This is a genomic window from Citrobacter sp. MGH 55, from assembly GCF_016906145.1.
GTDB classification, from domain to species: Bacteria; Pseudomonadota; Gammaproteobacteria; order Enterobacterales; family Enterobacteriaceae; genus Citrobacter_A; species Citrobacter_A amalonaticus.
In genome coordinates this window covers 672,323-698,973 of the sequence record NZ_CP070239.1, presented here as the reverse complement: position 1 = coordinate 698,973, position 26,651 = coordinate 672,323, and the positions used below count along the sequence as shown (strand labels likewise).

The 26,651-nt window shown below is 54.4% G+C and carries 25 protein-coding genes; 19 read left to right on the top strand and 6 right to left on the bottom strand.

The window, feature by feature from the left end; translation table 11 throughout:
- Positions 1-27 precede the first annotated feature (27 nt).
- Positions 28-3,828, top strand: a complete 3,801-nt coding sequence (gene yhdP, locus JTI98_RS02665; protein WP_099433686.1) for an AsmA2 domain-containing protein YhdP — start codon at positions 28-30, stop codon at positions 3,826-3,828.
- A 77-nt stretch (positions 3,829-3,905) separates the two neighbouring features.
- Complete coding sequence (gene tldD, locus JTI98_RS02660) at positions 3,906-5,351, top strand: metalloprotease TldD (protein WP_044327100.1); 1,446 nt, start codon at positions 3,906-3,908, stop codon at positions 5,349-5,351.
- 91 nt (positions 5,352-5,442) lie between these two features.
- Here the strand turns inward: tldD and aaeR are convergent, their stop codons facing one another.
- Positions 5,443-6,372 carry an HTH-type transcriptional activator AaeR gene (aaeR, locus tag JTI98_RS02655; RefSeq protein WP_042998331.1) on the bottom strand — a complete coding sequence of 310 codons (930 nt, stop codon included), beginning with the start codon at positions 6,370-6,372 and terminating at the stop codon, positions 5,443-5,445.
- A 182-nt stretch (positions 6,373-6,554) separates the two neighbouring features.
- On the opposite strand from aaeR, the gene aaeX reads away from it, so the two are divergent.
- The 5 genes from aaeX to JTI98_RS02630 all read left to right on the top strand — a co-directional run bounded on the left by aaeX (position 6,555) and on the right by JTI98_RS02630 (position 11,512).
- Positions 6,555-6,758 carry a p-hydroxybenzoic acid efflux pump operon protein AaeX gene (gene aaeX / locus JTI98_RS02650; RefSeq protein ID WP_000051841.1) on the top strand — a complete coding sequence of 68 codons (204 nt, stop codon included), beginning with the start codon at positions 6,555-6,557 and terminating at the stop codon, positions 6,756-6,758.
- A gap of 7 nt (positions 6,759-6,765) precedes the next feature.
- The gene (aaeA, locus tag JTI98_RS02645; protein ID WP_042998330.1) at positions 6,766-7,698 is read left to right on the top strand and encodes a p-hydroxybenzoic acid efflux pump subunit AaeA; all 933 of its coding nucleotides are present in this window, start codon (positions 6,766-6,768) and stop codon (positions 7,696-7,698) included.
- A gap of 5 nt (positions 7,699-7,703) precedes the next feature.
- On the top strand, positions 7,704-9,671 hold the full coding sequence (aaeB, locus tag JTI98_RS02640; RefSeq protein WP_042998329.1) for a p-hydroxybenzoic acid efflux pump subunit AaeB: 1,968 nt from the start codon (positions 7,704-7,706) through the stop codon (positions 9,669-9,671).
- A 90-nt stretch (positions 9,672-9,761) separates the two neighbouring features.
- Positions 9,762-11,210 carry an NAD-dependent succinate-semialdehyde dehydrogenase gene (locus JTI98_RS02635; protein WP_044327098.1) on the top strand — a complete coding sequence of 483 codons (1,449 nt, stop codon included), beginning with the start codon at positions 9,762-9,764 and terminating at the stop codon, positions 11,208-11,210.
- Between the two features lie 29 nt (positions 11,211-11,239).
- Positions 11,240-11,512, top strand: coding sequence for a barstar family protein (locus JTI98_RS02630; RefSeq protein WP_042324989.1), 273 nt, complete (start codon positions 11,240-11,242; stop codon positions 11,510-11,512).
- 57 nt (positions 11,513-11,569) lie between these two features.
- Here the strand turns inward: JTI98_RS02630 and yhcN are convergent, their stop codons facing one another.
- Together yhcN and argR are read right to left on the bottom strand one after the other, a co-directional pair.
- On the bottom strand, positions 11,570-11,833 hold the full coding sequence (gene yhcN, locus JTI98_RS02625) for a peroxide/acid stress response protein YhcN (protein WP_042998327.1): 264 nt from the start codon (positions 11,831-11,833) through the stop codon (positions 11,570-11,572).
- A gap of 367 nt (positions 11,834-12,200) precedes the next feature.
- On the bottom strand, positions 12,201-12,671 hold the full coding sequence (gene argR / locus JTI98_RS02620; RefSeq protein WP_042324992.1) for a transcriptional regulator ArgR: 471 nt from the start codon (positions 12,669-12,671) through the stop codon (positions 12,201-12,203).
- Between the two features lie 414 nt (positions 12,672-13,085).
- Here argR and mdh point away from each other — a divergent pair, with 414 nt between their 5' ends.
- The gene (gene mdh, locus JTI98_RS02615) at positions 13,086-14,024 is read left to right on the top strand and encodes a malate dehydrogenase (protein WP_042998326.1); all 939 of its coding nucleotides are present in this window, start codon (positions 13,086-13,088) and stop codon (positions 14,022-14,024) included.
- Between the two features lie 69 nt (positions 14,025-14,093).
- Here the strand turns inward: mdh and degS are convergent, their stop codons facing one another.
- The 3 genes from degS to zapG form a co-directional block, all read right to left on the bottom strand.
- Entirely contained in the window at positions 14,094-15,161 is a 1,068-nt protein-coding gene (gene degS / locus JTI98_RS02610) for an outer membrane-stress sensor serine endopeptidase DegS (protein WP_042998325.1), read from the bottom strand.
- A 90-nt stretch (positions 15,162-15,251) separates the two neighbouring features.
- Complete coding sequence (degQ, locus tag JTI98_RS02605) at positions 15,252-16,619, bottom strand: serine endoprotease DegQ (RefSeq protein ID WP_042998324.1); 1,368 nt, start codon at positions 16,617-16,619, stop codon at positions 15,252-15,254.
- A 168-nt stretch (positions 16,620-16,787) separates the two neighbouring features.
- On the bottom strand, positions 16,788-17,186 hold the full coding sequence (gene zapG / locus JTI98_RS02600; RefSeq protein ID WP_043001761.1) for a Z-ring associated protein ZapG: 399 nt from the start codon (positions 17,184-17,186) through the stop codon (positions 16,788-16,790).
- 192 nt (positions 17,187-17,378) lie between these two features.
- Between zapG and zapE the strand changes: the two genes are divergently transcribed.
- From zapE to nanQ, 11 genes are all read left to right on the top strand, one after another.
- Positions 17,379-18,506: a cell division protein ZapE gene (gene zapE / locus JTI98_RS02595; protein ID WP_216081893.1), complete on the top strand. Its 1,128-nt coding sequence runs from the start codon at positions 17,379-17,381 to the stop codon at positions 18,504-18,506.
- Positions 18,507-18,737: 231 nt separating this feature from the next.
- A complete protein-coding gene (gene rplM, locus JTI98_RS02590; RefSeq protein ID WP_042998322.1) occupies positions 18,738-19,166 on the top strand; it encodes a 50S ribosomal protein L13 in 429 nt (142 codons plus the stop codon).
- A gap of 15 nt (positions 19,167-19,181) precedes the next feature.
- Positions 19,182-19,574, top strand: a complete 393-nt coding sequence (gene rpsI, locus JTI98_RS02585; protein WP_000829818.1) for a 30S ribosomal protein S9 — start codon at positions 19,182-19,184, stop codon at positions 19,572-19,574.
- A gap of 304 nt (positions 19,575-19,878) precedes the next feature.
- Entirely contained in the window at positions 19,879-20,517 is a 639-nt protein-coding gene (gene sspA, locus JTI98_RS02580; protein WP_042998321.1) for a stringent starvation protein SspA, read from the top strand.
- 5 nt (positions 20,518-20,522) lie between these two features.
- Entirely contained in the window at positions 20,523-21,023 is a 501-nt protein-coding gene (sspB, locus tag JTI98_RS02575; RefSeq protein WP_042998320.1) for a ClpXP protease specificity-enhancing factor, read from the top strand.
- Positions 21,024-21,134: 111 nt separating this feature from the next.
- Positions 21,135-21,926 carry a transcriptional regulator NanR gene (nanR, locus tag JTI98_RS02570; RefSeq protein WP_080343284.1) on the top strand — a complete coding sequence of 264 codons (792 nt, stop codon included), beginning with the start codon at positions 21,135-21,137 and terminating at the stop codon, positions 21,924-21,926.
- Between the two features lie 133 nt (positions 21,927-22,059).
- Positions 22,060-22,953 (top strand): N-acetylneuraminate lyase, encoded by an 894-nt coding sequence (gene nanA, locus JTI98_RS02565; RefSeq protein ID WP_058587505.1) that lies wholly within the window; start codon positions 22,060-22,062, stop codon positions 22,951-22,953.
- A 115-nt stretch (positions 22,954-23,068) separates the two neighbouring features.
- Complete coding sequence (locus JTI98_RS02560) at positions 23,069-24,559, top strand: MFS transporter (RefSeq protein ID WP_044263663.1); 1,491 nt, start codon at positions 23,069-23,071, stop codon at positions 24,557-24,559.
- Positions 24,560-24,606: 47 nt separating this feature from the next.
- A complete protein-coding gene (locus JTI98_RS02555; protein WP_044263661.1) occupies positions 24,607-25,296 on the top strand; it encodes an N-acetylmannosamine-6-phosphate 2-epimerase in 690 nt (229 codons plus the stop codon).
- Entirely contained in the window at positions 25,293-26,177 is an 885-nt protein-coding gene (locus JTI98_RS02550) for an N-acetylmannosamine kinase (RefSeq protein ID WP_044263659.1), read from the top strand. Before JTI98_RS02555 ends, JTI98_RS02550 begins: the two co-directional genes overlap by 4 nt.
- Complete coding sequence (nanQ, locus tag JTI98_RS02545) at positions 26,164-26,631, top strand: N-acetylneuraminate anomerase (RefSeq protein ID WP_058587507.1); 468 nt, start codon at positions 26,164-26,166, stop codon at positions 26,629-26,631. The genes JTI98_RS02550 and nanQ overlap by 14 nt, the downstream gene beginning before the upstream one ends.
- The last annotated feature ends 20 nt before the right edge of the window (positions 26,632-26,651 follow it).

The following is a 26,651-nucleotide window of genomic DNA, read 5'->3' as shown; positions in this document are numbered from 1 at the left end:
CATTTTCAGGCAGACAAGGAGAGACGCGTGAGGCGATTGCCGGGGATATTATTGCTCACTGGAGCCGCGCTCGTCGTTGTCGTAGCGCTGTTGGTCAGTGGTTTGCGCCTGGCATTACCGCATCTCGACAGTTGGCGTCCAACGATCCTCAGCAAAATTGAGTCTGCGACGGGGCTGCCGGTCAAGGCCAGCCAGATCTCCGCCAACTGGCAAAATTTTGGTCCCACTCTCGAAGCACGTGATATCCGCGCGGAACTGAAAGACGGCGGCGAATTTTCGGTAAAACGCGTTACCCTGGCGCTGGATGTCTGGCAAAGTTTGCTGCACATGCGCTGGCAATTTCGCGATCTCACCTTCTGGCAACTGAATTTCCGTACCAACACGCCGATTGAACGCAGCGAAAGCGGTGACGGTCTGGAAGCCAGCCGAATCAACGATCTTTTCCTGCGCCAGTTCGATCACTTCGATCTCCGCGACAGTCAAATCAGCTTTCTGACGCTCTCCGGTCAGCGCGCCGAACTGGCGATTCCGCAACTGACCTGGGTTAATGGTAAAAACCGCCACCGCGCGGAAGGACAAGTCAGCCTCTCCAGTCTGACCGGTCAGCACGGCGTCATGCAGGTGCGCATGGATCTGCGTGATGATGAAGGGTTGCTGAATAATGGTCGGGTCTGGTTGCAGGCCGACGATATCGACGTGAAGCCGTGGCTGGGAAAATGGATGCAGGATAACGTGGCGCTGGAGACCGCGCGCTTTAGCCTCGAAGGTTGGATGACCATCAGCAAAGGTGAAATCGCCGGTGGCGATGTCTGGCTGAAACAGGGGGGCGCGAGCTGGAAAGGCGACAATAACCTCCATACGCTCTCTGTCGACAATCTGACGGCGCATATCAGTCGTGAACAGCCGGGCTGGCAGTTTTCTATTCCCGATACTCGCATCACGATGGACGGCAAGGCCTGGCCGCGCGGTGCGCTACAGCTCGCCTGGATCCCCGAGCAGGAAGTCGGTGGCGCAGACGGAAAACGCAGTGACGAACTGCGCATCCGCGCCAGCCATCTGGAGTTGACCGGGCTTGAGGGGCTACGCCCGATGGTGTCGAAGCTTTCGCCCGAGCTGGGTGACATCTGGCTTGCCACCCAACCGAGCGGAAATATCGATACCCTGGCGCTGGATATCCCGCTTCAGGCCACGGAAAAGACGCGTTTTCAGGCCTCATGGCGCGATCTGGCGTGGAAACAGTGGAAGCTGTTGCCAGGGGCAGAGCACTTCTCCGGAACGCTCTCCGGGAGTGTGGAAAATGGCGCGCTGACCGCGTCGATGAAACAGGCAAAAATGCCCTACGAAACGGTCTTCCGTGCGCCATTAGAAATTGAAGACGGCGTTGCCACGCTGAACTGGCTAAAGAATGACAACGGTTTTCAGCTGGACGGACGTAATATTGATGTGAAAGCGAAAGCGGTCCATGCGCGTGGCGGCTTCCGCTATCTACAGCCGACAGGCGATGACCCCTGGCTGGGGATTCTGGCGGGTATCAGCACTGATGACGGCTCTCAGGCCTGGCGTTACTTCCCGGAAAATCTGATGGGCAAGGCGCTGGTGGACTATCTCAGCGGTGCGATTCAGGGTGGAGAAGCGGAAAACGCGACGCTGGTGTATGGCGGTAATCCGCATTTGTTCCCGTACAAGCACAACGAAGGCCAGTTTGAAGTGCTGGTCCCACTACGCAATGCGAAATTTGCCTTTCAGCCGGACTGGCCTGCGCTGACCGACCTGAATATCGAGCTGGATTTCCTGAATGACGGCCTGTGGATGAAAACCGATGGCGTCAATTTAGGCGGCGTGAAGGCCACGAACCTGACGGCGATCATCCCGGACTACGCCAAAGAGAAGTTGCTGATTGATGCTGATATTCAGGGGCCAGGCAAGGCGGTAGGTCCGTATTTTGACGACACGCCGTTGAAGGATTCGCTGGGTGCCACGCTTGAGCAACTGCAGATCGACGGCGATGTGAATGCTCGCTTACATCTGGATATCCCGCTGGACGGCGAATTAGTTACCGCAAAAGGCGATGTGTCGCTGCGCGATAATAGCCTGTTTATCAAACCGCTCGACAGCACCCTGAAAAACCTCAGCGGCAAATTCAGCTTTACCAACGGCAACCTGAAAAGCGAGCCGATGACGGCGAACTGGTTTAATCAGCCAGTGAACGTTGATTTCACCACCACGGAAGGGACGAAAGCCTATCAGGTTGCGGTGAATCTTAACGGTAACTGGCAGCCCGCTCGTACTGGCGTTCTGCCATCACAAATTAATGACGCGCTCAGCGGCAGTCTGACGTGGGACGGTAAAGTGGGTATCGACCTGCCGTATCATTCCGGCACGACCTACAATGTTGAGCTGAACGGCGATCTCAGGAATGTGAGCAGTCACTTACCTTCTCCGCTGGATAAAAGCGCGGGTGAGGCATTACCCGTTAAAATTAAAGCAACGGGCGACCTGCGTAGCTTTACGCTGACCGGTAGCGCCGGACAGGAAAATCATTTTAACAGCCGCTGGCTGTTAAATCAGAAGCTGACGCTGGATCGCGCGATCTGGACGGCGGAAAGCCGGACGCCGCCGCCCTTGCCTGAACGCGAAGGCATTGAGCTGAATCTGCCCGCGATGGATGGCGCACAATGGCTGGCCCTGTTCCAGAAAGGTGCGGCGGACAACGTTGGCGCCAACGCGAACTTCCCGCAACACATTACGCTGCGCACGCCAGCGTTAACGCTGGGCGGACAACAGTGGAACAACCTGAGCCTCGTGTCTGAACCGGCATCGAATGGCACTAAAGTCGAGGCGCAGGGGCGTGAGATCAACGCAACGCTGGCAATGCGCAATAACGCGCCGTGGCTGGCAAATATCAAATACCTCTATTACAACCCCACCGTGGCCAAAACGGATAACAGCGACACGCCGGCATCGGCATTTGCATCCGTAGAACGCGTTAGTTTCCGTGGCTGGCCTGACGTCCAGTTACGCTGTGAAGAGTGCTGGATGTGGGGACAGAAATACGGACGCATCGATGCGGATGTGGCCATTCAGGGTGACACTCTGAACCTGAGTAACGGTCTGCTGGACACCGGTTTCACCAGGCTGACGGCGGACGGACAGTGGGTTAACACCCCTGGCAGCGAGCGTACCTCTTTAAAAGGAAAACTGCGGGGTAACAAAATTGACGCCGCGGCAGGGTTCTTTGGCGTCTCTACACCGATTCGCAACGCGTCGTTCAACGTGGATTACGATCTGCACTGGCGCAATCCGCCGTGGAAGCCGGAGGAAGCCTCGCTGAACGGCATTATCCGCACCCGTCTGGGCAAAGGGGAGATCACCGAGCTAAGCACCGGGCATGCGGGACAGTTGCTGCGCTTGCTGAGCTTTGACGCGCTGCTGCGTAAACTACGCTTCGATTTTAGCGATACCTTCAATGAAGGTTTTTACTTCGACTCCATTCGCAGCACCGCCTGGATCAAAGACGGCATATTGCATACGGACGACACGCTGGTAGACGGGCTGGAAGCGGATATCGCCATGAAAGGGTCGGTCAACCTGGTGCGCCGCGAGCTGGATATTGAAGCGGTGGTGGCACCGGAAATCTCCGCCACGGTGGGGGTAGCCGCCGCGTTTGCGGTGAACCCGATCGTTGGTGCGGCAGTCTTTGCCGCCAGTAAAGTGCTTGGACCGCTATGGAGTAAAGTCTCGATTCTGCGCTATCGGATCACCGGTCCGGTCGACAAACCACAAATCAACGAAGTCCTGCGCCAGCCGCGGAAAGAAAATTCGCAATGATTTGACGGGGGCAAGGAATTGCCCCACTCTCAGTACATAGATCCTCTATCTGCAGTCATTAACGAGTAGCAATAACGATGAGTCTGAACCTGGTAAGTGAACAATTGCTAGCGGCGAACGGCCTGAAACATCAGGATCTGTTTGCCATTCTGGGCCAACTGGCCGAACGTCGTCTTGATTACGGCGATCTCTATTTTCAGTCGAGCTATCACGAATCCTGGGTTTTAGAAGACCGCATCATTAAAGATGGTTCTTACAATATCGATCAGGGCGTTGGTGTTCGCGCAGTGAGCGGTGAAAAAACCGGGTTTGCCTATGCTGACCAGATCAGTCTGCAGGCGCTGGAACAGAGTGCGCGCGCCGCGCGTACCATCGTGCGTGACAATGGCGACGGGAAAGTGAAGACCCTCGGTGCCGTTGAGTATCCTGCGCTGTACACCTCTGTCGATCCGCTGCAAAGCATGAGCCGTGAAGAGAAGCTCGATATCCTGCGCCGCGTCGATAAAATTGCCCGCGAAGCGGATAAACGCGTGCAGGAAGTGTCGGCCAGCCTGACCGGCGTGTATGAATTGATCCTCGTTGCCGCTACTGACGGGACACTGGCCGCCGATGTGCGTCCGCTGGTGCGCCTGTCGGTCAGCGTACAGGTGGAAGAAGACGGTAAACGTGAGCGCGGCGCCAGCGGTGGCGGTGGGCGTTTTGGCTACGATTATTTCCTCGCCGATCTGGATGGCGACGTCCGCGCCGACGCGTGGGCGAAAGAGGCCGTGCGCATGGCGCTGGTGAACCTGTCTGCGGTCGCCGCACCTGCCGGGACGCTGCCCGTTGTGTTGGGGGCTGGCTGGCCTGGCGTACTGCTGCACGAAGCGGTGGGACATGGCCTGGAAGGGGACTTTAACCGTCGCGGCACATCGGTATTCAGCGGTCATATGGGCGAACTGGTCGCCTCTGAACTGTGCACCGTGGTGGACGATGGGACGATGGCGGATCGCCGGGGGTCGGTGGCCATTGACGACGAAGGCACGCCGGGTCAATACAATGTATTGATCGAAAACGGCATTTTGAAAGGTTACATGCAGGACAAACTGAATGCGCGCCTGATGGGCGTTGCGCCGACCGGAAACGGTCGCCGCGAGTCTTACGCGCATCTGCCGATGCCGCGTATGACCAACACCTATATGCTGCCGGGTAAATCCACGCCGCAGGAGATCATTGAGTCCGTAGAGTACGGGATCTATGCGCCAAACTTTGGCGGCGGTCAGGTGGATATCACCTCCGGTAAGTTCGTTTTCTCTACCTCAGAGGCGTATCTGATTGAGAACGGCAAAGTGACGAAGCCGGTGAAAGGGGCCACGTTGATTGGTTCAGGTATCGAAGCGATGCAGCAGATTTCGATGGTCGGTAACGACCTGAAGCTGGATAACGGCGTCGGCGTCTGTGGCAAAGAAGGTCAGAGCCTGCCGGTGGGTGTGGGTCAACCGACGCTGAAAGTGGATAACCTGACGGTCGGCGGTACCGCCTGACTGTCCGTTGCCGGATAGTGGTTTACGCCTGTCCGGTCAACAACTGATGCTCCCATAGGCCCGGTAAGCGGCAGCGCCACCGGGCAATTTCTCACTTCTCTTTTCCCCGACCATACATACCCTGAAAAATCTGTGCCACGTCGACGAAATAGTCGGTCAAATAGTTAATCACTACCTGTACTTTCAGCGGCAGTTTGTCTTTTTCGGTATACAGCGCATAGACCGGACGCGGATCGGACTGGTAGCGCGGCAGTAAGATCTCAAGCTCGCCCCGGTTGATCTCATTGATCACCCACATCAGCGGGACGTAGGCCACCCCTGCGCCGGCGGTCAGCCAGCGGCTGAGAGTCATTGGATCGTTGGTCACAAACCGTCCCTGTGGGATCAGTCGCGTGGAGATCCCTTCCGGGGCGATCAGCTCAAACTCATTATCCGGACGCACGCTGTATTCCAGCCAGGAGTGGTTGGTGAGATCGGCCGGTTTTTCCGGTGTCCCATACTGTGCGAGATAGCGTTTCGCCGCGCATAACACCATCGGCATTGCGCCCAGGCGACGGGAAAACAGGCTTGAATCCTGGAGGGCACCCACGCGGATAACCACATCCAGACCGTCGGCAATCAGGTCGGGGGCCGGAATACCGGTGACCAGATTGACCGTCAGGCCAGGGTGCTCTTTGAGCATTTTAGCGGTGATCCCCGCGAGGACATTTTGTGCCATGGTTGAAGAACAACCAATGCGCAGCGTACCAATCGGCGTGTTGTTAAAGGCATAAAGCTGCTCGTGAACATCCTGCACTTCATGCAGCATACGCCGACAGCCCTGATAATAAATTTTCCCGGCTTCAGTCAAGCCAATGCTACGCGTGCTGCGGTTCAGCAGCTTGACCTGCAGCTCATCTTCCAGTTTTGCCACCGTCTGGCTGATCGACGAAACACTCATTTGTAGCTGTCTGGCGGCGGCGGTGAAGGAACCAAATTCCACCACTTTCGCGAACACCGACATGCGCTTTAATCGTTCCATTATTCACTCTGGCTTAAAAGTGATTTAGATCACATATTATAGATAACAGCATAACAGTTACGGTAATATATTATTATTCAAATAAAGGCTATGTCGCTCTCGCCTGGCTTTCCTTGCCCTTCTCCGCGTCGACATTTGCTGAAAACTGTATCGCCTGCACTCTCTACAATATCAAGGTCAATATGAGTCTGTTTCCCGTTATCGTGGTGTTTGGTCTGTCCTTCCCACCGATATTCTTTGAATTGCTTCTGTCACTGGCGATTTTCTGGCTGGTGCGCCGGGTGCTTGTGCCTACGGGCATCTATGATTTTGTCTGGCATCCGGCTCTGTTTAATACTGCGCTGTATTGCTGTCTCTTTTACTTGATATCGCGCCTGTTCGTTTGAGGTTGAAGTGAAAACACTAACAAGAAAAATCTCCCGTACGGCCATTACCCTCGTACTGGTCATCCTGGCATTCATCGCTATTTTCCGCGCCTGGGTCTATTACACTGAATCACCGTGGACGCGTGATGCCCGATTCAGCGCAGACGTGGTTGCCATCGCGCCGGACGTTGCCGGACTCATCACTGCCGTTAAGGTGCATGATAATCAACTGGTGAAGAAAGATCAGGTGCTGTTCACCATCGATCAACCGCGCTACCAAAAAGCGCTGGAAGAGGCCGAAGCCGACGTCGCCTATTATCAGGTGCTGGCGCAAGAGAAACGCCAGGAAGCCGGACGTCGTAACCGTCTTGGCGTCCAGGCGATGTCCCGTGAAGAGATTGATCAGGCCAATAACGTTCTGCAAACCGTATTACATCAGTTGGCTAAAGCGCAGGCGACTCGCGACCTCGCCAGGTTAGATCTCGAACGCACCGTCATTCGCGCGCCTGCGGATGGCTGGGTGACTAACCTGAACGTCTATACCGGTGAGTTTATTACCCGAGGCTCTACCGCCGTGGCGCTGGTGAAACAGAACTCCTTCTATGTGCTGGCCTATATGGAAGAGACCAAGCTGGAGGGCGTCCGTCCGGGCTATCGCGCAGAAATTACCCCGTTGGGTAGCAATAAGGTATTAAAAGGGCGAGTCGATAGCATCGCGGCAGGGGTCACCAATGCCAGCAGTACCCGCGACGATAAAGGCATGGCGACGATCGATTCCAATCTGGAATGGGTACGCCTGGCGCAGCGCGTTCCGGTGCGTATCCAGCTTGACGATCAGCAGGAAAATCTGTGGCCTGCCGGCACCACGGCGACTGTCGTGATCACCGGCAAGCAGGATCGTGACGAAAATAATGATTCGTTCTTCCGTAAAATGGCGCACCGTCTGCGCGAATTTGGTTAATCGCGATGGGCATTTTTTCCATCGCCAACCAGCACATTCGCTTTGCGGTCAAACTGGCCTGTGCGATTGTCCTGGCGTTGTTTATTGGCTTTCACTTTCAGCTTGAAACACCACGCTGGGCAGTGCTGACGGCGGCGATTGTCGCGGCGGGTCCGGCCTTTGCCGCCGGCGGTGAACCGTATTCTGGCGCGATTCGTTATCGCGGGATGTTGCGCATTGTCGGCACCTTTATTGGTTGTATTGCGGCACTGGTGATCATCATTGCGATGATCCGCGCACCTTTGCTGATGATTCTGGTGTGCTGTATCTGGGCGGGGTTTTGTACGTGGATCTCTTCGCTGGTGCGCGTTGAGAACTCCTATGCATGGGGGTTATCGGGCTACACCGCGCTGATTATTGTCATCACTATTCAAACCGAACCGCTGCTTACGCCGCAGTTTGCCGTAGAACGCTGTAGCGAGATTGTCATCGGGATTGTCTGCGCCATTATCGCAGATCTGCTCTTTTCTCCGCGATCGATCAAGCAAGAGGTCGATCGTGAGCTGGATAGCCTGCTGGTGGCACAGTACCAACTGATGCAGTTGTGCATTAAACATGGCGATAGCGAAGAAGTGGACAAAGCCTGGGGCGATCTGGTACGTCGGGCCACGGCGCTGGAAGGAATGCGCAGCAACCTGAACATGGAATCCTCCCGCTGGGCGCGGGCGAATCGCCGCCTGAAGGCGATCAATACCCTGTCGCTGACCATGATTACGCAATCCTGCGAAACCTATCTGATCCAGAACACGCGTCCTGAGCTGATCACCGATACCTTCCGTGAGTTCTTCGCCATGCCGGTTGAAACCGCGCAGGATGTACATAAACAGCTTAAGCGCCTGCGCCGGGTGATTGCCTGGACCGGTGAGCGTGAAACGCCCGTCACGCTGTATACCTGGGCTGGGGCGGCAACGCGCTATCTGCTGCTGAAGCGTGGCGTGATCAGCAATACCAAAATCAGCGCCACGGAAGAGGAAGTGTTGCAGGGAGAACCGGTGGTGAAAGTCGAGTCCGCGGAACGTCACCATGCCATGGTGAACTTCTGGCGCACCACGCTCTCTTGTGTGCTGGGAACGCTGTTCTGGCTGTGGACAGGCTGGACTTCCGGTAACGGCGCAATGGTAATGATTGCGGTGGTGACTTCGCTGGCGATGCGTCTGCCGAACCCACGCATGGTCGCTATCGACTTTATTTACGGTACGCTTGCCGCGCTGCCGTTGGGGGCGCTCTATTTTCTGGTGATCCTCCCCAATACCCAACAGAGCATGCTGTTGCTTTGTCTGAGCCTCGCGGTGCTGGGATTCTTTCTGGGGATCGAAGTACAGAAGCGGCGTCTGGGGTCGATGGGCGCGCTGGCCAGTACCATTAACATTATCGTGTTGGATAACCCGATGACCTTCCACTTCAGCCAGTTCCTGGACAGTGCGTTAGGGCAGATTGTGGGCTGCGTACTGGCCTTTCTGGTCATTGTGATTGTGCGCGATAATTCTCGCGATCGTACGGGTCGTGTGCTGCTCAACCAGTTTGTTTCTGCGGCGGTGTCAGCGATGACCACCAACGTGGTACGGCGCAAAGAAAACCATCTTCCCGCGCTTTATCAGCAGCTGTTTCTGTTGATGAATAAATTTCCGGGGGATTTGCCGAAGTTCCGTCTGGCGCTGACCATGATCATTGCGCACCAGCGTCTGCGGGATGCGCCGATTCCGGTCAACGACGATCTCTCCGCCTTCCACCAGCAGTTGCGTCGTACGGCGGATCATGTCATTTCAGCCGTGAATGACGACAAGCGTCGACGCTACTTTGGTCAGCTACTGGATGAGCTGGACGTGTATCAGGAAAAGCTGCGAGTCTGGGAAGCGCCCCCGCAGGTCACTGAACCGGTGAAACGACTGACCGGTATGTTGCACAAGTACCAGCATGCGCTAACCGACAGCTAACCCTCAGAAACCGATGCCAAAAGCGTCGGTTTTTTTATGGCTATACTTATTCGATGTGCGCAATGCAGGACATCAGAAGGAGAAAACACCATGCAAACGCTTCAGGACAACGAACTTTTTCAGACGGGATATCTGGTTGATGGGCAGTGGAAAACGCTTGATACCACCTTTGATGTGCTCAATCCGGCGACTGGCGACACGATCGCGAAGGTGGCGAAAGCAGGAAAACAGCAGACCGAGGAGGCGATTGCCGCGGCCAGTAAGGCATTTCCTGCCTGGCGGGCAAAAACGGCAAAAGAGCGCTCGGCAATTCTGTACCGTTGGTATGAATTGATCATCGAAAACAAAAGCTGGCTGGGACGGTTGATGACCACCGAACAGGGGAAACCGCTGAAAGAAGCCGAGGGTGAGGTCGAATACGCTGCCAGCTTTATCCAATGGTTTGCCGAGCAGGCGAAGCGTGCCAATGGCGAAATTATCCCGCCGATCAAACCCGGCTCTCGCATTCTGGCGACACGCGAACCGATTGGCGTCGTGGCAGCCATTACGCCGTGGAATTTCCCGATGGCGATGCTGACCCGTAAGCTCGGCCCGGCGCTGGCGGCGGGCTGTACCGGGGTGATAAAACCGGCCAATAACACGCCGCTGAGTGCCTTTGCGTTGCTCACGCTGGCGAAGAAAGCGGGGGTCCCTGATGGCGTACTCAACGCCGTAGCGGGCAATACGCCGGAAATCAGCGATGCCATCATGGCAAGTCATGCGGTGCGCAAAATTTCGTTCACCGGTTCAACGGCTGTCGGTAAAACGCTGGTACGTAATGCCGCGGAAACCATGAAAAAAGTGTCGATGGAACTCGGTGGCAATGCTCCCTATATCGTGTTTGACGATGCGGACATCGATGCGGCGGTAAAAGGCGCTATTGCCAATAAGTTCCGTAATGCCGGGCAGGTTTGTGTCAGCGTGAACCGCTTTTATATCCAGGAGAGTGTCTACGACGAATTCACCCGCAAACTGACCGATGCGGTTCAGGCATTGCAGGTGGGGAATGGCCTGGATGACGGCGTCGTCGTCGGGCCGCTGATCGAACCGTCTGCGGTCGATAAAGTGCGTGAGCATGTGGAAGATGCCGTTGCGAAAGGAGCCAAAGTGCTGGCGGGCGGGAAAGCGCACGCACTCGGCGGTAACTTCTGGCAACCAACGGTATTGGGTGAATGTCGTGACGACATGAAGCTGGCGAGCGAAGAGACGTTTGGACCGGTTGCCGCTTGCTTCCGTTTTACCCGAGAAGAAGAGGTAATCGAGCGCGCGAACAACACGCCGTTTGGCCTGGCCGCTTACTTCTATACGCAAAACCTACAACGGGTGTTCCGGGTCTCTCAGGCTATTGAGAGCGGTATGATCGGGATAAACGAATGTGCGGTTTCCACCGAGTTGGGACCGTTTGGCGGGGTGAAAGAGTCAGGGCTGGGACGTGAAGGATCGGTTCTGGGGTTAGACGAATTTCTGGAAGTGAAAACCCTGCATATTGGCGGCCTGTAGTCAGACCGTTATCGGGAAGGTGGCGATAGATGAATATCTATACATTTGATTTTGATGAAATTGAGGATCAGGACGACTTTTATCGTGAGTTTGCGCGAATGTTTGGCCTGGCCAAAGAGAAAGTAAGCGATCTCGACTCTCTGTGGGACATCATCATGAGTGAAGCGCTGCCGTTACCGCTGGAGATCGAGTTTGTACATCTACCCGAGAAATCACGCCGGCGTTATGGCGCACTGATTTTGTTGTTTGATGAAGCAGAAGAAGAACTGGAAGGTCAGTTGCGTTTTAATGTTCGTCATTGAGAGATAAAAAAGCCCCCGACAGTCGGGGGCAAGGTCGTCGGACTAGACGACGAGGGTTTATTTGTACAATTCGGCAGTGGCATGCCAAGTGTCACCGCTACGGGCTTCGGTGATCTGATACGCTGATGCGCCTTTTTCCTGGGCTTTCTTGTTCAGCATTTCATGCATGTCCATTGGGCTGGAGCCGATTGCACTTACGGAGACAGAGCCAATCGCTTCGCGATTTTGTGCTTGTTCTGCGTTGATAGAATCTGCGGCGAATGCGCCAAATGAAAGAACAGAGAGAACGCTTAACGCAGCAACAGTTGTTTTGATTTTCATGATAAGTACCTCGTCGAATTTATTATTGGGGGTCTTCGTTTCGTGACCCTCATCACAAAATCAAGTATACACTAATAACGTGATAAATTAATACCACGCTAATGGTTTCAGCGATGCGTAAGTAATGAAAATTTATTTTTTTATGCCTGTCTGGAATTAAAAAATGATGGTTTTTTGTTTATATCTAATAAAATCATATGGATATGAAATTTTGCGATTTGTGCGGTTTTGCATGAGCATATTCACTGCTTGAATGATTTTGGGCAGATAAACGCACTATTTGCTAAATAACAGGCAGATAAAATAACGGGAAGTGAACGTTAAAGCAGGGTTTTACCCCGCCGCCTCAGACGACGGGGTGAGAGGGTCAGAGCTCTTGTTCGAACAGCTCCAGAATGGCTTCGTAAAGATCTTTTACCGTAAAGCCATTAGCCGGGGTGGTAAAGATGGTGTCATCCCCGGCGATGGTGCCCAGAATGCCTTCAGCTTTACCCAGCGAGTCCAGCAGGCGGGCGATCAACTGCGCCGCGCCAGGACTTGTGTGGATCACCACCACTGCATCGTTAAAATCGATATCAAGAACCAGGTTTTTCAGTGGGCTGGAGGTGGTGGGTACGCCCAGTTCAGCCGGGAGGCAGTACACCATCTCCATTTTCGCATTGCGGGTACGGACTGCCCCAAACTTTGTCAGCATGCGTGACACTTTGGACTGGTTGATGTTATCAAAGCCTTGATCCTGCAATGCGAGGACAATTTCGCCCTGAGAGCTGAATTTTTCTTCTTTAAGTAGCGCTTTAAACGCTTTAACTAATTCTTCTTGCTTAGCTGAGCTTCGCATAAGTCACCCGTAGTATGAGAGTGGAAACAACATTATTATGCATACAGATGAATTTTTATGCAAATAGTCTGCCCAAGTGAAGGCTGAAATAATGTTATGAAAGAGCGGAATTTTATCAAATATTGTTATCAAGAAACATGCCTGTGTCACGCCTCGCAAATAAGCTTAAAAGTAAATTAATTGTTATAAAATTGATGTTGTTTTGGGCTGGTAGTAGGGTATATTGTCACCACCTGTTGGAAAGTTGCTCTACTGCACAGACAGCTTCGGATTACGTCAATTAAATGCATAAAAGCTAAATTCGCGTGACAACACAGAATTGAATACGGGTGATTGTATTCATCGAATTTGTGGTTTAACGTCGCCGCCGCGGAGCAACAAACACTAGTTTATCAATATAATAAGGAGTTTAGGATGAAAGTCGCAGTCCTCGGCGCTGCCGGCGGTATCGGCCAGGCGCTTGCACTACTGTTAAAAACCCAACTGCCTTCAGGTTCAGAACTCTCCCTGTACGACATCGCTCCAGTGACTCCCGGTGTGGCTGTAGATCTTAGCCATATCCCAACTGCTGTGAAAATCAAAGGCTTCTCCGGTGAAGACGCGACCCCGGCACTGCACGGTGCGGACGTGGTGCTGATCTCCGCAGGTGTAGCGCGTAAACCAGGTATGGATCGTTCCGACCTGTTTAACGTCAATGCTGGCATCGTGAAGAACCTGGTACAGCAGATCGCGACGACCTGTCCGAAAGCCTGCATAGGTATCATCACCAACCCGGTGAACACCACCGTCGCTATTGCAGCAGAAGTACTGAAAAAAGCGGGCGTTTACGACAAAAATAAACTGTTTGGCGTGACCACGCTGGACATCATCCGCTCCAACACCTTTGTGGCGGAACTGAAAGGTAAACTGCCGACTGAAGTTGAAGTTCCGGTTATCGGCGGACACTCTGGCGTGACCATTCTGCCACTGCTGTCGCAGATCCCGGGCGTGAGCTTCACTGACCAGGAAGTCGCTGACCTGACCAAGCGTATTCAGAACGCAGGTACTGAAGTGGTTGAAGCGAAGGCGGGTGGCGGATCGGCAACCCTGTCTATGGGCCAGGCGGCCGCTCGTTTCGGTCTTTCTCTGGTGCGCGCACTGCAGGGCGAAAAAGGCGTTGTTGAATGTGCCTACGTTGAAGGTGACGGTCAGTACGCACGTTTCTTCTCGCAGCCGCTGCTGCTGGGTAAAAACGGCGTCGAAGAGCGTCAGTCTATCGGCAAACTGAGCGCATTCGAGCAGAATGCGCTGGAAGGTATGCTGGATACCCTGAAGAAAGATATTCAACTGGGTGAAGAGTTCGTTAACAAGTAAGCGAACCGCGAAGCCATAAAAAAACCGGAGCAATATGTCTCCGGTTTTTTATTGCCTGATTGCCGATAACTAATTGGTTGCCGGGTATTCCTGAATAGTGACCTGTAGCGTCAGCTTCTTATCATCACGCATGACAATCACCGGAATGACCGAACCAGGGCGAATCTCTGCTACCTGGTCCATGGTTTCCAGTGCGGAGACCGCAGGTCTGCTGTTCACGGAGATAATCAGGTCGTTAACCTGAATACCGGCCTGCGCCGCCGGGCCATCCGGCGCCACTTCGTTCACGACGATCCCCTGGATTTGGTCCATACCGCCGCCCTGCGTGTGCAGTGGGGCAATTTCACGACCACCAATCCCAATGTAGCCACGGATAACACGACCATCGCGGATCAGCTTATCCATAATTTTGGTTGCCAGCTGGAACGGAATGGCAAAGCCGATCCCTTCCGGCGTTTCGCCGTCATTGCTTTTATCGAACGACAGGGTGTTGATACCCATGAGCTCACCCAGCGAGTTCACCAGCGCCCCACCAGAGTTACCGTGGTTGATCGAGGCATCCGTTTGCAGGAAGTTCTGCCGTCCGGTTGGGTTCAGGCCGATACGCCCCGTGGCGCTGATAATGCCCTGGGTGATGGTTTGTCCGAGATTATAAGGGTTACCGATCGCCAGGACTACGTCACCGATATGCGGTGAACGCCCGGCGTTGATCGGAATCGTCGGCAGACCGCCAGTGGCGTTGATTTTCAGTACCGCCAGGTCGGTCAGCGTATCGGAGCCAACCAGCAGCGCTTCAAACACTCGCCCGTCCTGCAAGGCGACGATGATTTGATCGGCATCGTTGATCACATGCTTGTTGGTAATGATGTAGCCGCGCTGATCCATGATCACGCCTGAACCCAGGGTGCGGATTTCCAGCTGATTATGCGCGGTGCTGTTCATACTGCGGTTATAGACGTTGACCACAGCGGGGGCCGCGCGACGTACCGCAGAGTTATAGCTGGCGGGCGTCTCGTCGGCACTGTCATATTGCGGTGCAGAAAGCGTGTTGATTTTGCGTAGCGAAGGCATGGCGGCCAGAAGAATGGCGCCAACAATCAAACCAATTGCAACCGAACGTAAGAGCTTCACTAACATGATGGAGGCGTCATTAATAAAGGGAACGGCAGCAGCATATCACGAGTTAACCGGACATCACACGCGAGGCTGATGCCCGGTCGTCTGGATTTAACGCAGGAGCAGATAAATGCTCTCGTTACCGCGGACGATCTGTAGCGCAATAATGGACGGTTTGGCTTCCAGCACTTTGCGCATCTCAGCGATAGAATTCACGCGGTCACGGTTGACCCCGATGATCACATCATCCTTCTGCAAACCAGCCTGTGCGGCGGGACTGCTCTTTTCAACGCTGTCAATTTTGATACCTTTGCTGCCGTCTTTGAGCTGACCATCACTCAGCGTCGCACCCTGTAATGCCGGGGCAATCATCTCCGCGCTGGCAGATGACGAGGTGCTGGTATCAAGCGTCACTTCCACTTCCAGCGGTTTGCCGTTACGCAACAGGCCCAGCTTCACTTTAGTACCGGGTTCTGTGGTGGCAATCCGGGAGCGCAGCTCAGCAAAACTGTTGAGCGGTTTGCCGTTGAGACTGGTAATCACATCGCCGGACTTAATGCCCGCTTTGGCTGAACCGGAGTTTGGCAGTACTTCGCTGACAAAGGCACCGCGCTGCACATCTATCTTGAATGCTTTGGCGATGTCGGCGGACATTTCGGTCCCTTTAATCCCCAACAGGCCCCGCTTGATTTCACCAAACTGAATCAGCTGCTGCGCCAGGATGCGGGCCATATTGCTGGGGATGGCAAAACCGATCCCGACGCTGCCGCCGCCAGGCGCAAGAATAGCGGTGTTAATACCGATCAGCTCGCCGTTCAGGTTAAGCAGCGCGCCGCCGGAGTTCCCGCGGTTGATTGAAGCATCGGTTTGAATAAAGTTCTCCAAACCTTCCAGGTTCAACCCACTGCGTCCCAGCGCGGAGACGATACCGGAGGTGGCGGTTTGCCCCAGACCAAACGGGTTACCGACCGCCACAGCAAAATCACCAACGCGCAGTTTATCCGAGTCGGCGATGGCGATTTGCGTCAGCTTGCTGGCGTTTTGAATTTGCAGCAGGGCGATGTCGCTTTGATCGTCGCTGCCAATCAGTTTGGCCTCGAATTCACGCCCGTCATTCAACTGAACGCTGATTTTCTGCGCCTGATTAATCACATGATTGTTGGTCAGAACATAGCCTTTTGCGGCATCGATAATGACCCCGGAACCCAGTCCTTCAAACGGCTGTGCCTGCTGATCGGGCAGATCATCGCCAAAGAATTTTTTAAACTCTTCCGGGACTTTCTGCGTTTGAGTGGCGGTGCCTTCAACCTTCACGCTAACGACGGCAGGCAGCACTTTTTCGAGCATCGGGGCAAGACTGGGAAGCGCGGGCTGGCCGGGAACCTGGCCTGGGATCGACGCAATGGCCTGAAACGGCGCCGAGAGAGTTAACCCGACACTTAACGCTAATGCACTCAACAGCTGGGTTTGTATTTTCATTGATCCTGCTCTCGTACCTTGAGTAAAGGGAAAGACGATTCAAAACAGTTTGATGTTATTGAATTTTCAATCTGCTAACAATGCGGATAATGATTAAATGATAGTCGGGACGGGAGAGAAGAGGTGGGCGCAATCGCTGCGCCCAGGAAAAATATTATGGCTGTGCGGTTAGTCGCGCTTTGCGCCACTACGCAGCAGGCCGGATGCGCCTTCGGAGTAGTCACGCGGCATTTGTACCGGAGCCTGGTCGTTGCCGGCTTCAGATTCAGCCAGACGGTTACGGAACGGGTTAGATTCCGCAGACAGTTCCGGCAGCAGGCTGCTGGAGCTTTTCGCCATGTGCTGATACAGCTGACGGTAATCGTGAGCCATGGTGTCCAGCAACTCGGCGCTGCGGGCAAAATGGCTGACCAGTTCTTCGCGGTACTCTTCCAGCTCAGCTTTATTCTTTTCCAGTTCGTACTGCAACGCCTGTTGCTGGCGTAATTTCCGGTTACCAAAACGCATGGCTACAGCACCGACGATGATGCCGACGACTAACCCAATTAGCGCATATTCCCAGGTCATGAACATCTCCCGTTGTCTTTTGTTTCCGTAGGGTGTTGGCTTTAGGCTCCATGCCTGCGCCTGATACTGCCACTATAACCGCTAATCCCACAGAAGTGGAATCCCGTCTTTATATCGCGTAGTGTAGAACGGCCTTTTTTTCGTCAACCGTGAACGACGGCACACCGATTTTCAAGGAATAACAATAACATCATGCAGAGCTTTACCCCCACATCGCGTTACCTGAAAGCCATTAACGAAGGCACTCACCAACCCGACGACGTGCAGAGAGAAGCGGTCAATCGTCTGGAGATCATTTACCAGGCGTTAACGGTGAACCCCCCTGCGGCTTCCGAAGCAAAAGGGTTTATGGCCCGCGTGGGCAAACTGCTGGGGAAAAAGGAAGAGGTGCACAGCGCGCCGGTGCGAGGCTTATATATGTGGGGGGGCGTTGGTCGGGGGAAAACCTGGCTGATGGATCTGTTCTACCACAGCCTGCCTGGCGTTCGTAAGCAGCGTCTGCACTTCCATCGCTTCATGCTGCGCGTGCATGAGGAGTTAACCGCGCTGCAGGGACAAACCGATCCGCTCGACATCGTGGCCGACCGCTTTAAGGCAGAAACAGATGTGCTGTGCTTTGATGAGTTTTTTGTGTCTGATATTACCGATGCCATGCTGCTCGGCGGGCTGATGAAGGCGCTGTTTGCGCGCGGTATTACGCTGGTGGCGACCTCGAATATACCGCCAGATGAGCTGTACCGTAACGGGTTACAGCGTACGCGTTTTCTTCCCGCCATCGATGCGATTAAGCAGCATTGCGACATCATGAACGTAGATGCAGGCGTGGATTATCGACTGCGGACGTTGACCCAGGCGCATTTGTGGCTCTCACCACTGAATAATGAAACGCAGCAGCAGATGGATAACCTCTGGCTGGCGCTGGCTGGCACCAAACGTGAACAGCAGGGACCGGTTCTGGAGATTAATCATCGTCCATTGCCGACGCTGGGCATGGAAAACCAGACGCTGGCGGTCTCATTTCATACGCTGTGCATTGATGCCCGCAGCCAGCACGACTATATTGCGCTGTCACGCCTCTACCATACGGTTATGCTGTTTGACGTGCCGGTGATGACACCGTTAATGGAAAGCGAAGCGCGTCGTTTTATCGCGCTGGTGGATGAATTTTACGAACGCCACGTCAAGCTGGTGGTAAGCGCCGCTGTGCCTTTATATGAGGTGTATCAGGGGGAGCGACTGAAGTTCGAATTCCAGCGCTGTCTGTCGCGTTTGCAGGAGATGCAGAGCGAGGAATATCTCAAGCAAGAACACATGCCCTGATCGCGGCCAATAAACTGTTGTGCAAATCACAGAAAGGGGTCGATCTTTGACCCCGACTTCTCTATAATCTTGCGACCCCACGTTACAAGAAAGTTTTTTTCCCAAAACTTTTTGTGTGCTGGCATTGGCTATTCGAAGGGGTAGGTTTGCCGGACTTTGTCGTGTGAACCTCAACTGACATAACGTTTGGGTGTTCACCAACGTGTAACTTATTTATTGGGTAAGCTTTTAATGAAAACTTTTACAGCTAAACCAGAAACCGTAAAACGCGACTGGTACGTTGTTGACGCGACCGGTAAAACTCTGGGCCGTCTGGCTACTGAACTGGCTATTCGCCTGCGCGGTAAGCATAAAGCGGAATACACTCCGCACGTAGATACCGGTGATTACATCATCGTTCTGAACGCTGACAAAGTTGCTGTAACCGGCAACAAGCGTACTGACAAAGTGTACTATCACCACACCGGTCACATCGGTGGTATCAAAGAAGCGACCTTTGAAGAGATGATTGCTCGCCGTCCTGAGCGTGTGATTGAAATCGCGGTTAAAGGCATGCTGCCAAAAGGCCCGCTGGGTCGTGCTATGTTCCGTAAACTGAAAGTTTACGCTGGCAACGAGCACAACCACGCGGCACAGCAACCGCAAGTTCTTGACATCTAATCGGGATTATAGGCAATGGCTGAAAATCAATACTACGGCACTGGTCGCCGCAAAAGTTCCGCAGCTCGCGTTTTCATCAAACCGGGCAACGGCAAAATCGTTATCAACCAACGTTCTCTGGAACAGTACTTCGGTCGTGAAACTGCCCGCATGGTAGTTCGTCAGCCGCTGGAACTGGTCGACATGGTTGAGAAACTGGATCTGTACATCACTGTTAAAGGTGGTGGTATCTCTGGTCAGGCTGGTGCGATCCGTCACGGTATCACCCGCGCTCTGATGGAGTACGACGAGTCCCTGCGTTCCGAACTGCGTAAAGCAGGCTTCGTTACTCGTGATGCTCGTCAGGTTGAACGTAAGAAAGTCGGCCTGCGTAAAGCACGTCGTCGTCCGCAGTTCTCCAAACGTTAATTGTTTTCTGCCTTTGGCAGATTACGGTTGGCGAAAAAACCCGCTTCGGCGGGTTTTTTTATGGATAAATCTGGCGTAATCCTCTGACAAAACCCTCTTTTTCCCCATTTCCAGAATCGACTCACCACAAAGGTCACAAAATCTGGTAAACTATCATCCAATTTTCTGCCCAAATATCGGGTATTGCTCATTTTTTGTTTGCTTTTTGAACGATGATGACTTTTCCGACGTGGGTGACATCACTTCTGACTGGCCATGCGATGGCTGGTAGCAGTAAAAATTCTGAATATACCTGGAGGTTTTCATGGCTGTCGCTGCCAACAAACGTTCGGTAATGACGCTGTTTTCTGGTCCTACTGACATCTATAGCCATCAGGTCCGCATTGTGCTGGCTGAGAAAGGTGTAAGTTTCGAGATCGAACACGTGGAAAAGGACAATCCACCTCAGGATCTGATTGACCTCAACCCGAATCAGAGCGTCCCGACACTGGTAGATCGTGAGCTGACCCTGTGGGAATCTCGCATCATTATGGAATACCTGGATGAGCGTTTCCCGCATCCGCCATTAATGCCGGTTTACCCGGTAGCACGTGGCGAAAGCCGCCTGTACATGCACCGTATCGAAAAAGACTGGTATACGCTGATGAACGTCATCGTTAACGGGTCTGCATCAGAAGCTGACGTTGCTCGCAAACAACTGCGTGAAGAACTGCAGGCGATTGCACCGGTATTCGGTCAGAAACCGTATTTCCTGAGCGATGAATTCAGCCTGGTGGATTGCTACCTGGCGCCGCTGTTGTGGCGTCTGCCGCAGCTGGGTATTGAGTTCAGCGGTGCGGGCGCGAAAGAGCTGAAGGGTTACATGACCCGCGTCTTTGAGCGTGATTCTTTCCTGGCGTCCTTAACCGAAGCTGAACGCGAAATGCGTCTTGGCCGGGGTTAATACTGATGGATTTGTCACAGCTAACACCGCGCCGTCCGTATCTGCTGCGTGCATTTTATGAGTGGTTGCTGGACAACCAGCTCACGCCGCACCTGGTGGTGGATGTGACGTTGCCGGGTGTGCATGTTCCGATGGAATATGCCCGCGACGGGCAGATTGTCCTGAACATTGCACCGCGCGCGGTGGGGAATCTGGAACTGGCTAACGATGAGGTGCGTTTTAATGCGCGTTTCGGCGGCGTTCCGCGTCAGGTTTCTGTGCCATTAGCGGCGGTGCTGGCTATTTATGCGCGTGAAAACGGTGCCGGAACGATGTTTGAACCGGAAGCGGCCTATGACGAAGATGTTGCCAGTCTTAATGATGATGACGCGACATCTGGCGCAGAGAGCGAAACCGTTATGTCAGTCATTGATGGTGATAAACCGGATCATGACGATGACAACAATCCGGATGACGATCCGCCGCCGCCGCGTGGTGGACGACCGGCATTACGTGTTGTTAAATAGATGAAAACAGGCCCCGCTGGGCCTGTTTTTGATCGCACCGACCGTGGTTTCACCCTCCTTCCGATCCTGTGTTACGATGAGCCTGCTGTTGTTTGTCACCGTGACTCGCAAATAGGTCTTATGAACGCATTCGATTCTCAAGCAGAAGATTCTCCAGCCACTATTGGGCGTAGCCTTCGCCGTCGTCCGCTGGCGCGAAAAAAGCTGTCGGAAATGGTCGAGGAAGAGTTAGAGCAGATGATCCGTCGCCGTGAGTTCGGCGAGGGGGAACAGTTGCCGTCCGAACGGGAACTGATGGCCTTTTTCAACGTCGGTCGTCCCTCTGTGCGTGAGGCACTGGCCGCGCTGAAGCGTAAAGGCCTGGTGCAAATCAACAACGGCGAACGTGCCCGTGTTTCCCGTCCTTCGGCGGATACCATCATTGGTGAGCTGTCCGGAATGGCAAAAGATTTCCTCGCACATCCTGGCGGCATTGCCCACTTTGAGCAGTTGCGCCTGTTCTTTGAGTCCAGTCTCGTGCGTTATGCAGCGGAGAATGCCACAGAAGAACAGATCGATCTGCTGGCAAAAGCGCTGGAGATCAACAGCCAGTCGCTGGATGACAATACGCTGTTCATCCGTTCAGATGTCGATTTTCATCGCGTGCTGGCGGAGATCCCCGGCAATCCGATCTTTATGGCGATCCACGTAGCGCTGCTGGACTGGCTGATCGCCGCTCGCCCGACCGTGCCGGATCGCGAGCTTTTCGAGCATAATAATGTAAGTTATCAGCAGCATATCGCTATCGTTGATGCGATTCGCCGACGCGATCCAGATGAGGCCGATCGCGCACTGCAATCTCATCTCAACAGCGTTTCCGCCACCTGGCACGCCCTCGGTCAACATTCAAAAATGCGTAAGTGATCGCGATCCTGACGATCGTTTAGTGAAGCAGATCGCACTATAAGCGTTCTGTATTGTATTGCTGCTTATTTGATCTGGTATAACAGGTATAAAGGTATGCAGTTAGATAACACTAATCATGACAGAGGTCGTTATGGCAAAAGATTTACGAGGCGTAATGCCAGCGTTGTTAACCCCTTTCGATAACCAACAGAAGCTGGATATTGAAAGCCTGCGCCGGCTGGTGCGTTTTAACATCGCTCAGGGGATCGATGGGCTGTACGTGGGCGGTTCCACCGGCGAAGCCTTTGTACAGAGCTGTGCGGAAAGGGAGCAGGTGCTGGAAGTCGTCGCGGAAGAGGCGAAGGGCAAAGTCACGCTGATCGCTCACGTTGGAACGGTCAGCACCCATGAGAGCCAGCAGCTCGCCCGTGCCGCGCATCGTTACGGCTTTGACGCGGTCTCTGCGGTGACGCCGTTCTACTATCCGTTCAGCTTTGAAGAGCACTGCGATCATTACCGGGCCATTATTGATTCGGCGGATGGTTTGCCGATGGTGGTCTATAACATTCCGGCGTTGAGCGGCGTGAAGTTAACGCTGGATCAGATCAACACGTTGGTGACGTTGCCTGGCGTTGGCGCACTGAAACAAACGTCGGGCGATCTGTTCCAGATGGAGCAGATCCGTCGCGCGCATCCGGATCTGGTGCTTTATAACGGTTATGACGAAATTTTCGCTTCAGGCCTGCTGGCCGGAGCGGACGGCGGTATCGGCAGCACTTACAACATCATGGGCTGGCGATATCTGGGAATTGTGAAAGCGCTCAAAGAAGGAGATATCCGGACTGCGCAAAAACTGCAAACAGAGTGCAATAAGGTTATCGATCTCCTCATTAAGGCTGGCGTGTTCCGTGGGCTGAAAACGGTTCTGCACTATATGGACGTGGTTTCTGTACCGCTGTGCCGTAAGCCGTTTGCCCCCGTGGATGAAAAATATCTGCCGGAACTGAAGGCGTTGGCGCAGCAGTTAATGGCAGAGAAGGCGTAACCGCGTAACGTAGTGCCGGGGGCGCTGCGCTTACCCGGCCGACAAAAAAGCATCGTGTGCCGGATAAGGCAGAGTCGTCATCCGGCACAACAACAAAAATCGTCGGGAGAGTAAAATGAGTACTTCTACCCAAAGCATCCCGTGGTATCGCCATCTCAACCGGGCGCAATGGCGGGCATTCTCCGCCGCATGGTTGGGATATTTGCTGGATGGTTTTGATTTTGTGTTGATAGCCCTTGTGCTGACGGAAGTACAAGGAGAGTTCGGGCTGACGACGGTTCAGGCGGCGAGCCTGATTTCGGCAGCCTTTATTTCCCGCTGGTTTGGCGGGTTAATGCTGGGCGCGATGGGTGACCGGTATGGGCGTCGTCTGGCGATGGTCACCAGTATTATTCTGTTCTCAATGGGAACGCTGGCCTGTGGTTTTGCGCCGGGTTACACCACTATGTTTATCGCCCGACTGGTGATTGGCATGGGGATGGCGGGCGAATACGGTTCCAGTGCGACCTATGTTATTGAAAGCTGGCCAAAACATCTGCGTAATAAGGCCAGTGGTTTTCTGATCTCGGGGTTCTCCGTTGGTGCCGTGATTGCGGCTCAGGTCTACAGCCTGGTGGTGCCGGTCTGGGGCTGGCGCGCGCTGTTCTTCATTGGCATTCTGCCGATTATTTTTGCCCTCTGGCTACGCAAAAACATACCGGAAGCAGAGGACTGGAAAGAGAAGCATGAAGGCAAAGCGCCGGTACGCACGATGGTCGATATTCTTTATCGGGGTGAACATCGTGTCGTCAACATTCTGATGACGACAGCGGCGGCGATCGCACTGTGGTTCTGTTTTGCCGGGGACCTGCAAAATGCGGCGATTGTCGCGGTACTGGGTTTGCTGTGTGCGGTGATCTTTATCAGCTTCATGGTACAAAGTAGCGGCAAGCGCTGGCCGACGGGCGTGATGCTCATGATTGTTGTCCTGTTTGCTTTCCTCTACTCGTGGCCGATTCAGGCGCTGTTGCCCACCTATCTGAAAACGGAACTGGCATACGATCCTTCCACCGTGGCGCGCGTACTCTTCTTTAGCGGCTTTGGTGCTGCGGTCGGCTGCTGCGTCGGTGGCTTCCTTGGTGACTGGCTGGGGACCCGCAAAGCTTATGTTTACAGTCTGTTGGCCTCACAACTGCTGATCATTCCGGTGTTTGCCATTGGCGGTACCAATGTCTGGGTACTTGGTTTACTTCTGTTTTTCCAGCAGATGCTGGGGCAAGGGATCTCCGGAATCTTACCGAAACTGATTGGCGGTTATTTCGATACCGATCAGCGTGCGGCGGGTCTGGGTTTCACCTATAACGTCGGGGCGCTCGGCGGGGCGCTGGCACCGATCCTGGGGGCGCTGATTGCCCAACGACTGGATCTGGGCACCGCGCTGGGATCGCTCTCTTTCAGCCTGACCTTTGTGGTGATTCTACTGATTGGTCTGGATATGCCATCCCGCGTCCAGCGCTGGCTGCGACCGGAGGCGCTGCGTACCCATGACGCCATTGACGGTAAGCCGTTCAGCGGCGCTATCCCGTTCGGCGGCGATAAAAGCCCCTTAGTCAAAAGCAAAAGTTAATCCACTTGCCCGGTCCTGCACCGGGCAATACACGTAAGGGAAGAAGTATGTCGTTACTTGCACAACTGGATAAAAGCATTGCCGCGCGTGGTGGTTTGATTGTCTCCTGCCAGCCGGTTCCCGGCAGTCCACTGGATAAACCCGAGATTGTGGCGGCGATGGCGCTGGCGGCAGAGCAGGCTGGGGCCGTCGCGTTACGTATTGAAGGGATTGAGAATCTGAAGGCGACGCGTGCCGTGGTTTCCGTACCGATAATCGGCATTCTCAAACGCGATCTCGCGGATTCTCCTGTGCGCATCACCGCGTTTCTGGAGGATGTCGATGCGCTGGCGCAGGCCGGCGCGGACATTATCGCGATTGATGGCACCGACCGCGTGCGTCCGGTGCCAGTTGCGGCGCTACTGGCGCGTGTCCATCACCACCAGTTGCTGGCAATGGCCGATTGCTCCTCGCAGGAGGACGGCCTGGCCTGTCAGGCGCTCGGTGCAGACATTATTGGCACCACGCTTTCGGGTTACACCACCGCAGAAACCCCTGATGAACCGGATCTGGTGCTAGTGAAATCGCTGAGTGAAGCCGGGTGCCGGGTGATTGCTGAAGGTCGCTACAATACCCCGGCGCAGGCCGGTGAAGCAATGCGTCACGGCGCCTGGGCAGTGACGGTCGGATCTGCGATTACCCGGCTGGAGCACATCTGTGAATGGTATAACACAGCGTTGAAAAGGGCGGTGCTATGACGACGCTGGCCATTGATATTGGCGGTACGAAACTCGCCGCCGCGCTGGTGGAGGATGATTTGCAGATTCGCGAACGTCGTGAGCTGCCCACCCCTGCCAGTAAAACGTCTCCGGCACTACGCGACGCGCTGAAAACACTGGTGCAACCGTTGCAGTCGCAAGCGCATCGGGTGGCGATAGCCTCGACGGGGATTATCCGCGAAGGCCACCTGTTGGCGATAAATCCCTCTAATTTGGGCGGGTTGCTTCACTTTCCACTGGTGCAGACGTTAGAAGCCCTCACCGGCTTACCAACGCTGGCGATCAACGATGCACAGGCTGCCGCATGGGCGGAATATCATGCAATTGCCGATGAAACGCGGGATATGGTGTTTATCACCGTTTCAACCGGCGTCGGCGGCGGTGTGGTCAACGACGGTCAGCTAGTCACCGGTACAGGTGGTTTGGCCGGACACCTGGGTCATACCCTCGCGGACCCTAATGGGCCGGTGTGCGGCTGTGGACGAGTGGGATGCGTCGAGGCTATCGCGTCGGGACGCGGTATTGCTGCCGCAGCGCAAGGCTCGCTTGCCGGATGCGATGCGAAAACCATTTTTGCCCGTGCGGCAGAGGGCGATGAACAGGCCCGCCGACTGGTTGCTGACTCCGCACAGGTGCTGGCACGGTTGATTGCCGATACGAAAGCGGTCACCGATTGTCAGCGGGTGGTTGTCGGCGGCAGCGTTGGGCTGGCGCAGGGGTATCTGTCGCAGGTCCGCGCCTGTCTCGAACGGATGCCTTCGGTTTATCACGTAGAATTAAGCCCGGCACACTACCGCCACGACGCGGGACTGCTGGGCGCGGCATTGTTAGCGAAAGGGGAGAAAGATGATATTAGGTGAAGTTCGTTCGTTGTCTGCTGCCGGTTTACATCCCGTTCTGGAAGAGGCGCTGACGCTGGCGTTGACCGCCAGACCGCAGGAGCAATCCCCTGGTCGCGTTGAGCTACGCGGGGACGATATCTTTATGAACGTAATGCAGTTTGCCACGCAATCGGCCTCAGAGAAAAAGGCCGAACTGCACGAGCAATACATCGATATCCAGCTACTGCTGGCGGGAGAGGAACGCATTCATTTCGGCGTGGCGGATTCTGCGCGGCAATGTGAAGAGGTACATGTTGAGGAGGATTATCAGCTTTGTCGCGAGATAGCGGGTAGTCAGACCATTACCCTACAGCCAGGCATGTTCGCGGTGTTTATGCCCGGAGAGCCGCACAAACCGGGGTGCAGCGTGGAAGAACCGAAAGAGATTAAGAAAGTTGTCGTCAAGGTTCGCGCCAGCCTGTTAGGCGCATGAAAATGCCGGATGGTTATTAC

Bases quoted from the DNA above. Each gene is read 5' to 3' on its own strand.
- tldD (WP_044327100.1), top strand. From the start codon at position 3,906: ATGAGTCTGAACCTGGTAAGTGAACAATTGCTAGCGGCGAACGGCCTG.
- aaeR (WP_042998331.1), bottom strand. From the start codon at position 6,372: ATGGAACGATTAAAGCGCATGTCGGTGTTCGCGAAAGTGGTGGAATTT.
- aaeX (WP_000051841.1), top strand. From the start codon at position 6,555: ATGAGTCTGTTTCCCGTTATCGTGGTGTTTGGTCTGTCCTTCCCACCG.
- aaeB (WP_042998329.1), top strand. From the start codon at position 7,704: ATGGGCATTTTTTCCATCGCCAACCAGCACATTCGCTTTGCGGTCAAA.
- JTI98_RS02635 (WP_044327098.1), top strand. From the start codon at position 9,762: ATGCAAACGCTTCAGGACAACGAACTTTTTCAGACGGGATATCTGGTT.
- JTI98_RS02630 (WP_042324989.1), top strand. From the start codon at position 11,240: ATGAATATCTATACATTTGATTTTGATGAAATTGAGGATCAGGACGAC.
- yhcN (WP_042998327.1), bottom strand. From the start codon at position 11,833: ATGAAAATCAAAACAACTGTTGCTGCGTTAAGCGTTCTCTCTGTTCTT.
- argR (WP_042324992.1), bottom strand. From the start codon at position 12,671: ATGCGAAGCTCAGCTAAGCAAGAAGAATTAGTTAAAGCGTTTAAAGCG.
- mdh (WP_042998326.1), top strand. From the start codon at position 13,086: ATGAAAGTCGCAGTCCTCGGCGCTGCCGGCGGTATCGGCCAGGCGCTT.
- degS (WP_042998325.1), bottom strand. From the start codon at position 15,161: ATGTTAGTGAAGCTCTTACGTTCGGTTGCAATTGGTTTGATTGTTGGC.
- degQ (WP_042998324.1), bottom strand. From the start codon at position 16,619: ATGAAAATACAAACCCAGCTGTTGAGTGCATTAGCGTTAAGTGTCGGG.
- zapG (WP_043001761.1), bottom strand. From the start codon at position 17,186: ATGACCTGGGAATATGCGCTAATTGGGTTAGTCGTCGGCATCATCGTC.
- zapE (WP_216081893.1), top strand. From the start codon at position 17,379: ATGCAGAGCTTTACCCCCACATCGCGTTACCTGAAAGCCATTAACGAA.
- rplM (WP_042998322.1), top strand. From the start codon at position 18,738: ATGAAAACTTTTACAGCTAAACCAGAAACCGTAAAACGCGACTGGTAC.
- rpsI (WP_000829818.1), top strand. From the start codon at position 19,182: ATGGCTGAAAATCAATACTACGGCACTGGTCGCCGCAAAAGTTCCGCA.
- sspA (WP_042998321.1), top strand. From the start codon at position 19,879: ATGGCTGTCGCTGCCAACAAACGTTCGGTAATGACGCTGTTTTCTGGT.
- sspB (WP_042998320.1), top strand. From the start codon at position 20,523: ATGGATTTGTCACAGCTAACACCGCGCCGTCCGTATCTGCTGCGTGCA.
- nanA (WP_058587505.1), top strand. From the start codon at position 22,060: ATGGCAAAAGATTTACGAGGCGTAATGCCAGCGTTGTTAACCCCTTTC.
- JTI98_RS02560 (WP_044263663.1), top strand. From the start codon at position 23,069: ATGAGTACTTCTACCCAAAGCATCCCGTGGTATCGCCATCTCAACCGG.
- JTI98_RS02555 (WP_044263661.1), top strand. From the start codon at position 24,607: ATGTCGTTACTTGCACAACTGGATAAAAGCATTGCCGCGCGTGGTGGT.
- JTI98_RS02550 (WP_044263659.1), top strand. From the start codon at position 25,293: ATGACGACGCTGGCCATTGATATTGGCGGTACGAAACTCGCCGCCGCG.
- nanQ (WP_058587507.1), top strand. From the start codon at position 26,164: ATGATATTAGGTGAAGTTCGTTCGTTGTCTGCTGCCGGTTTACATCCC.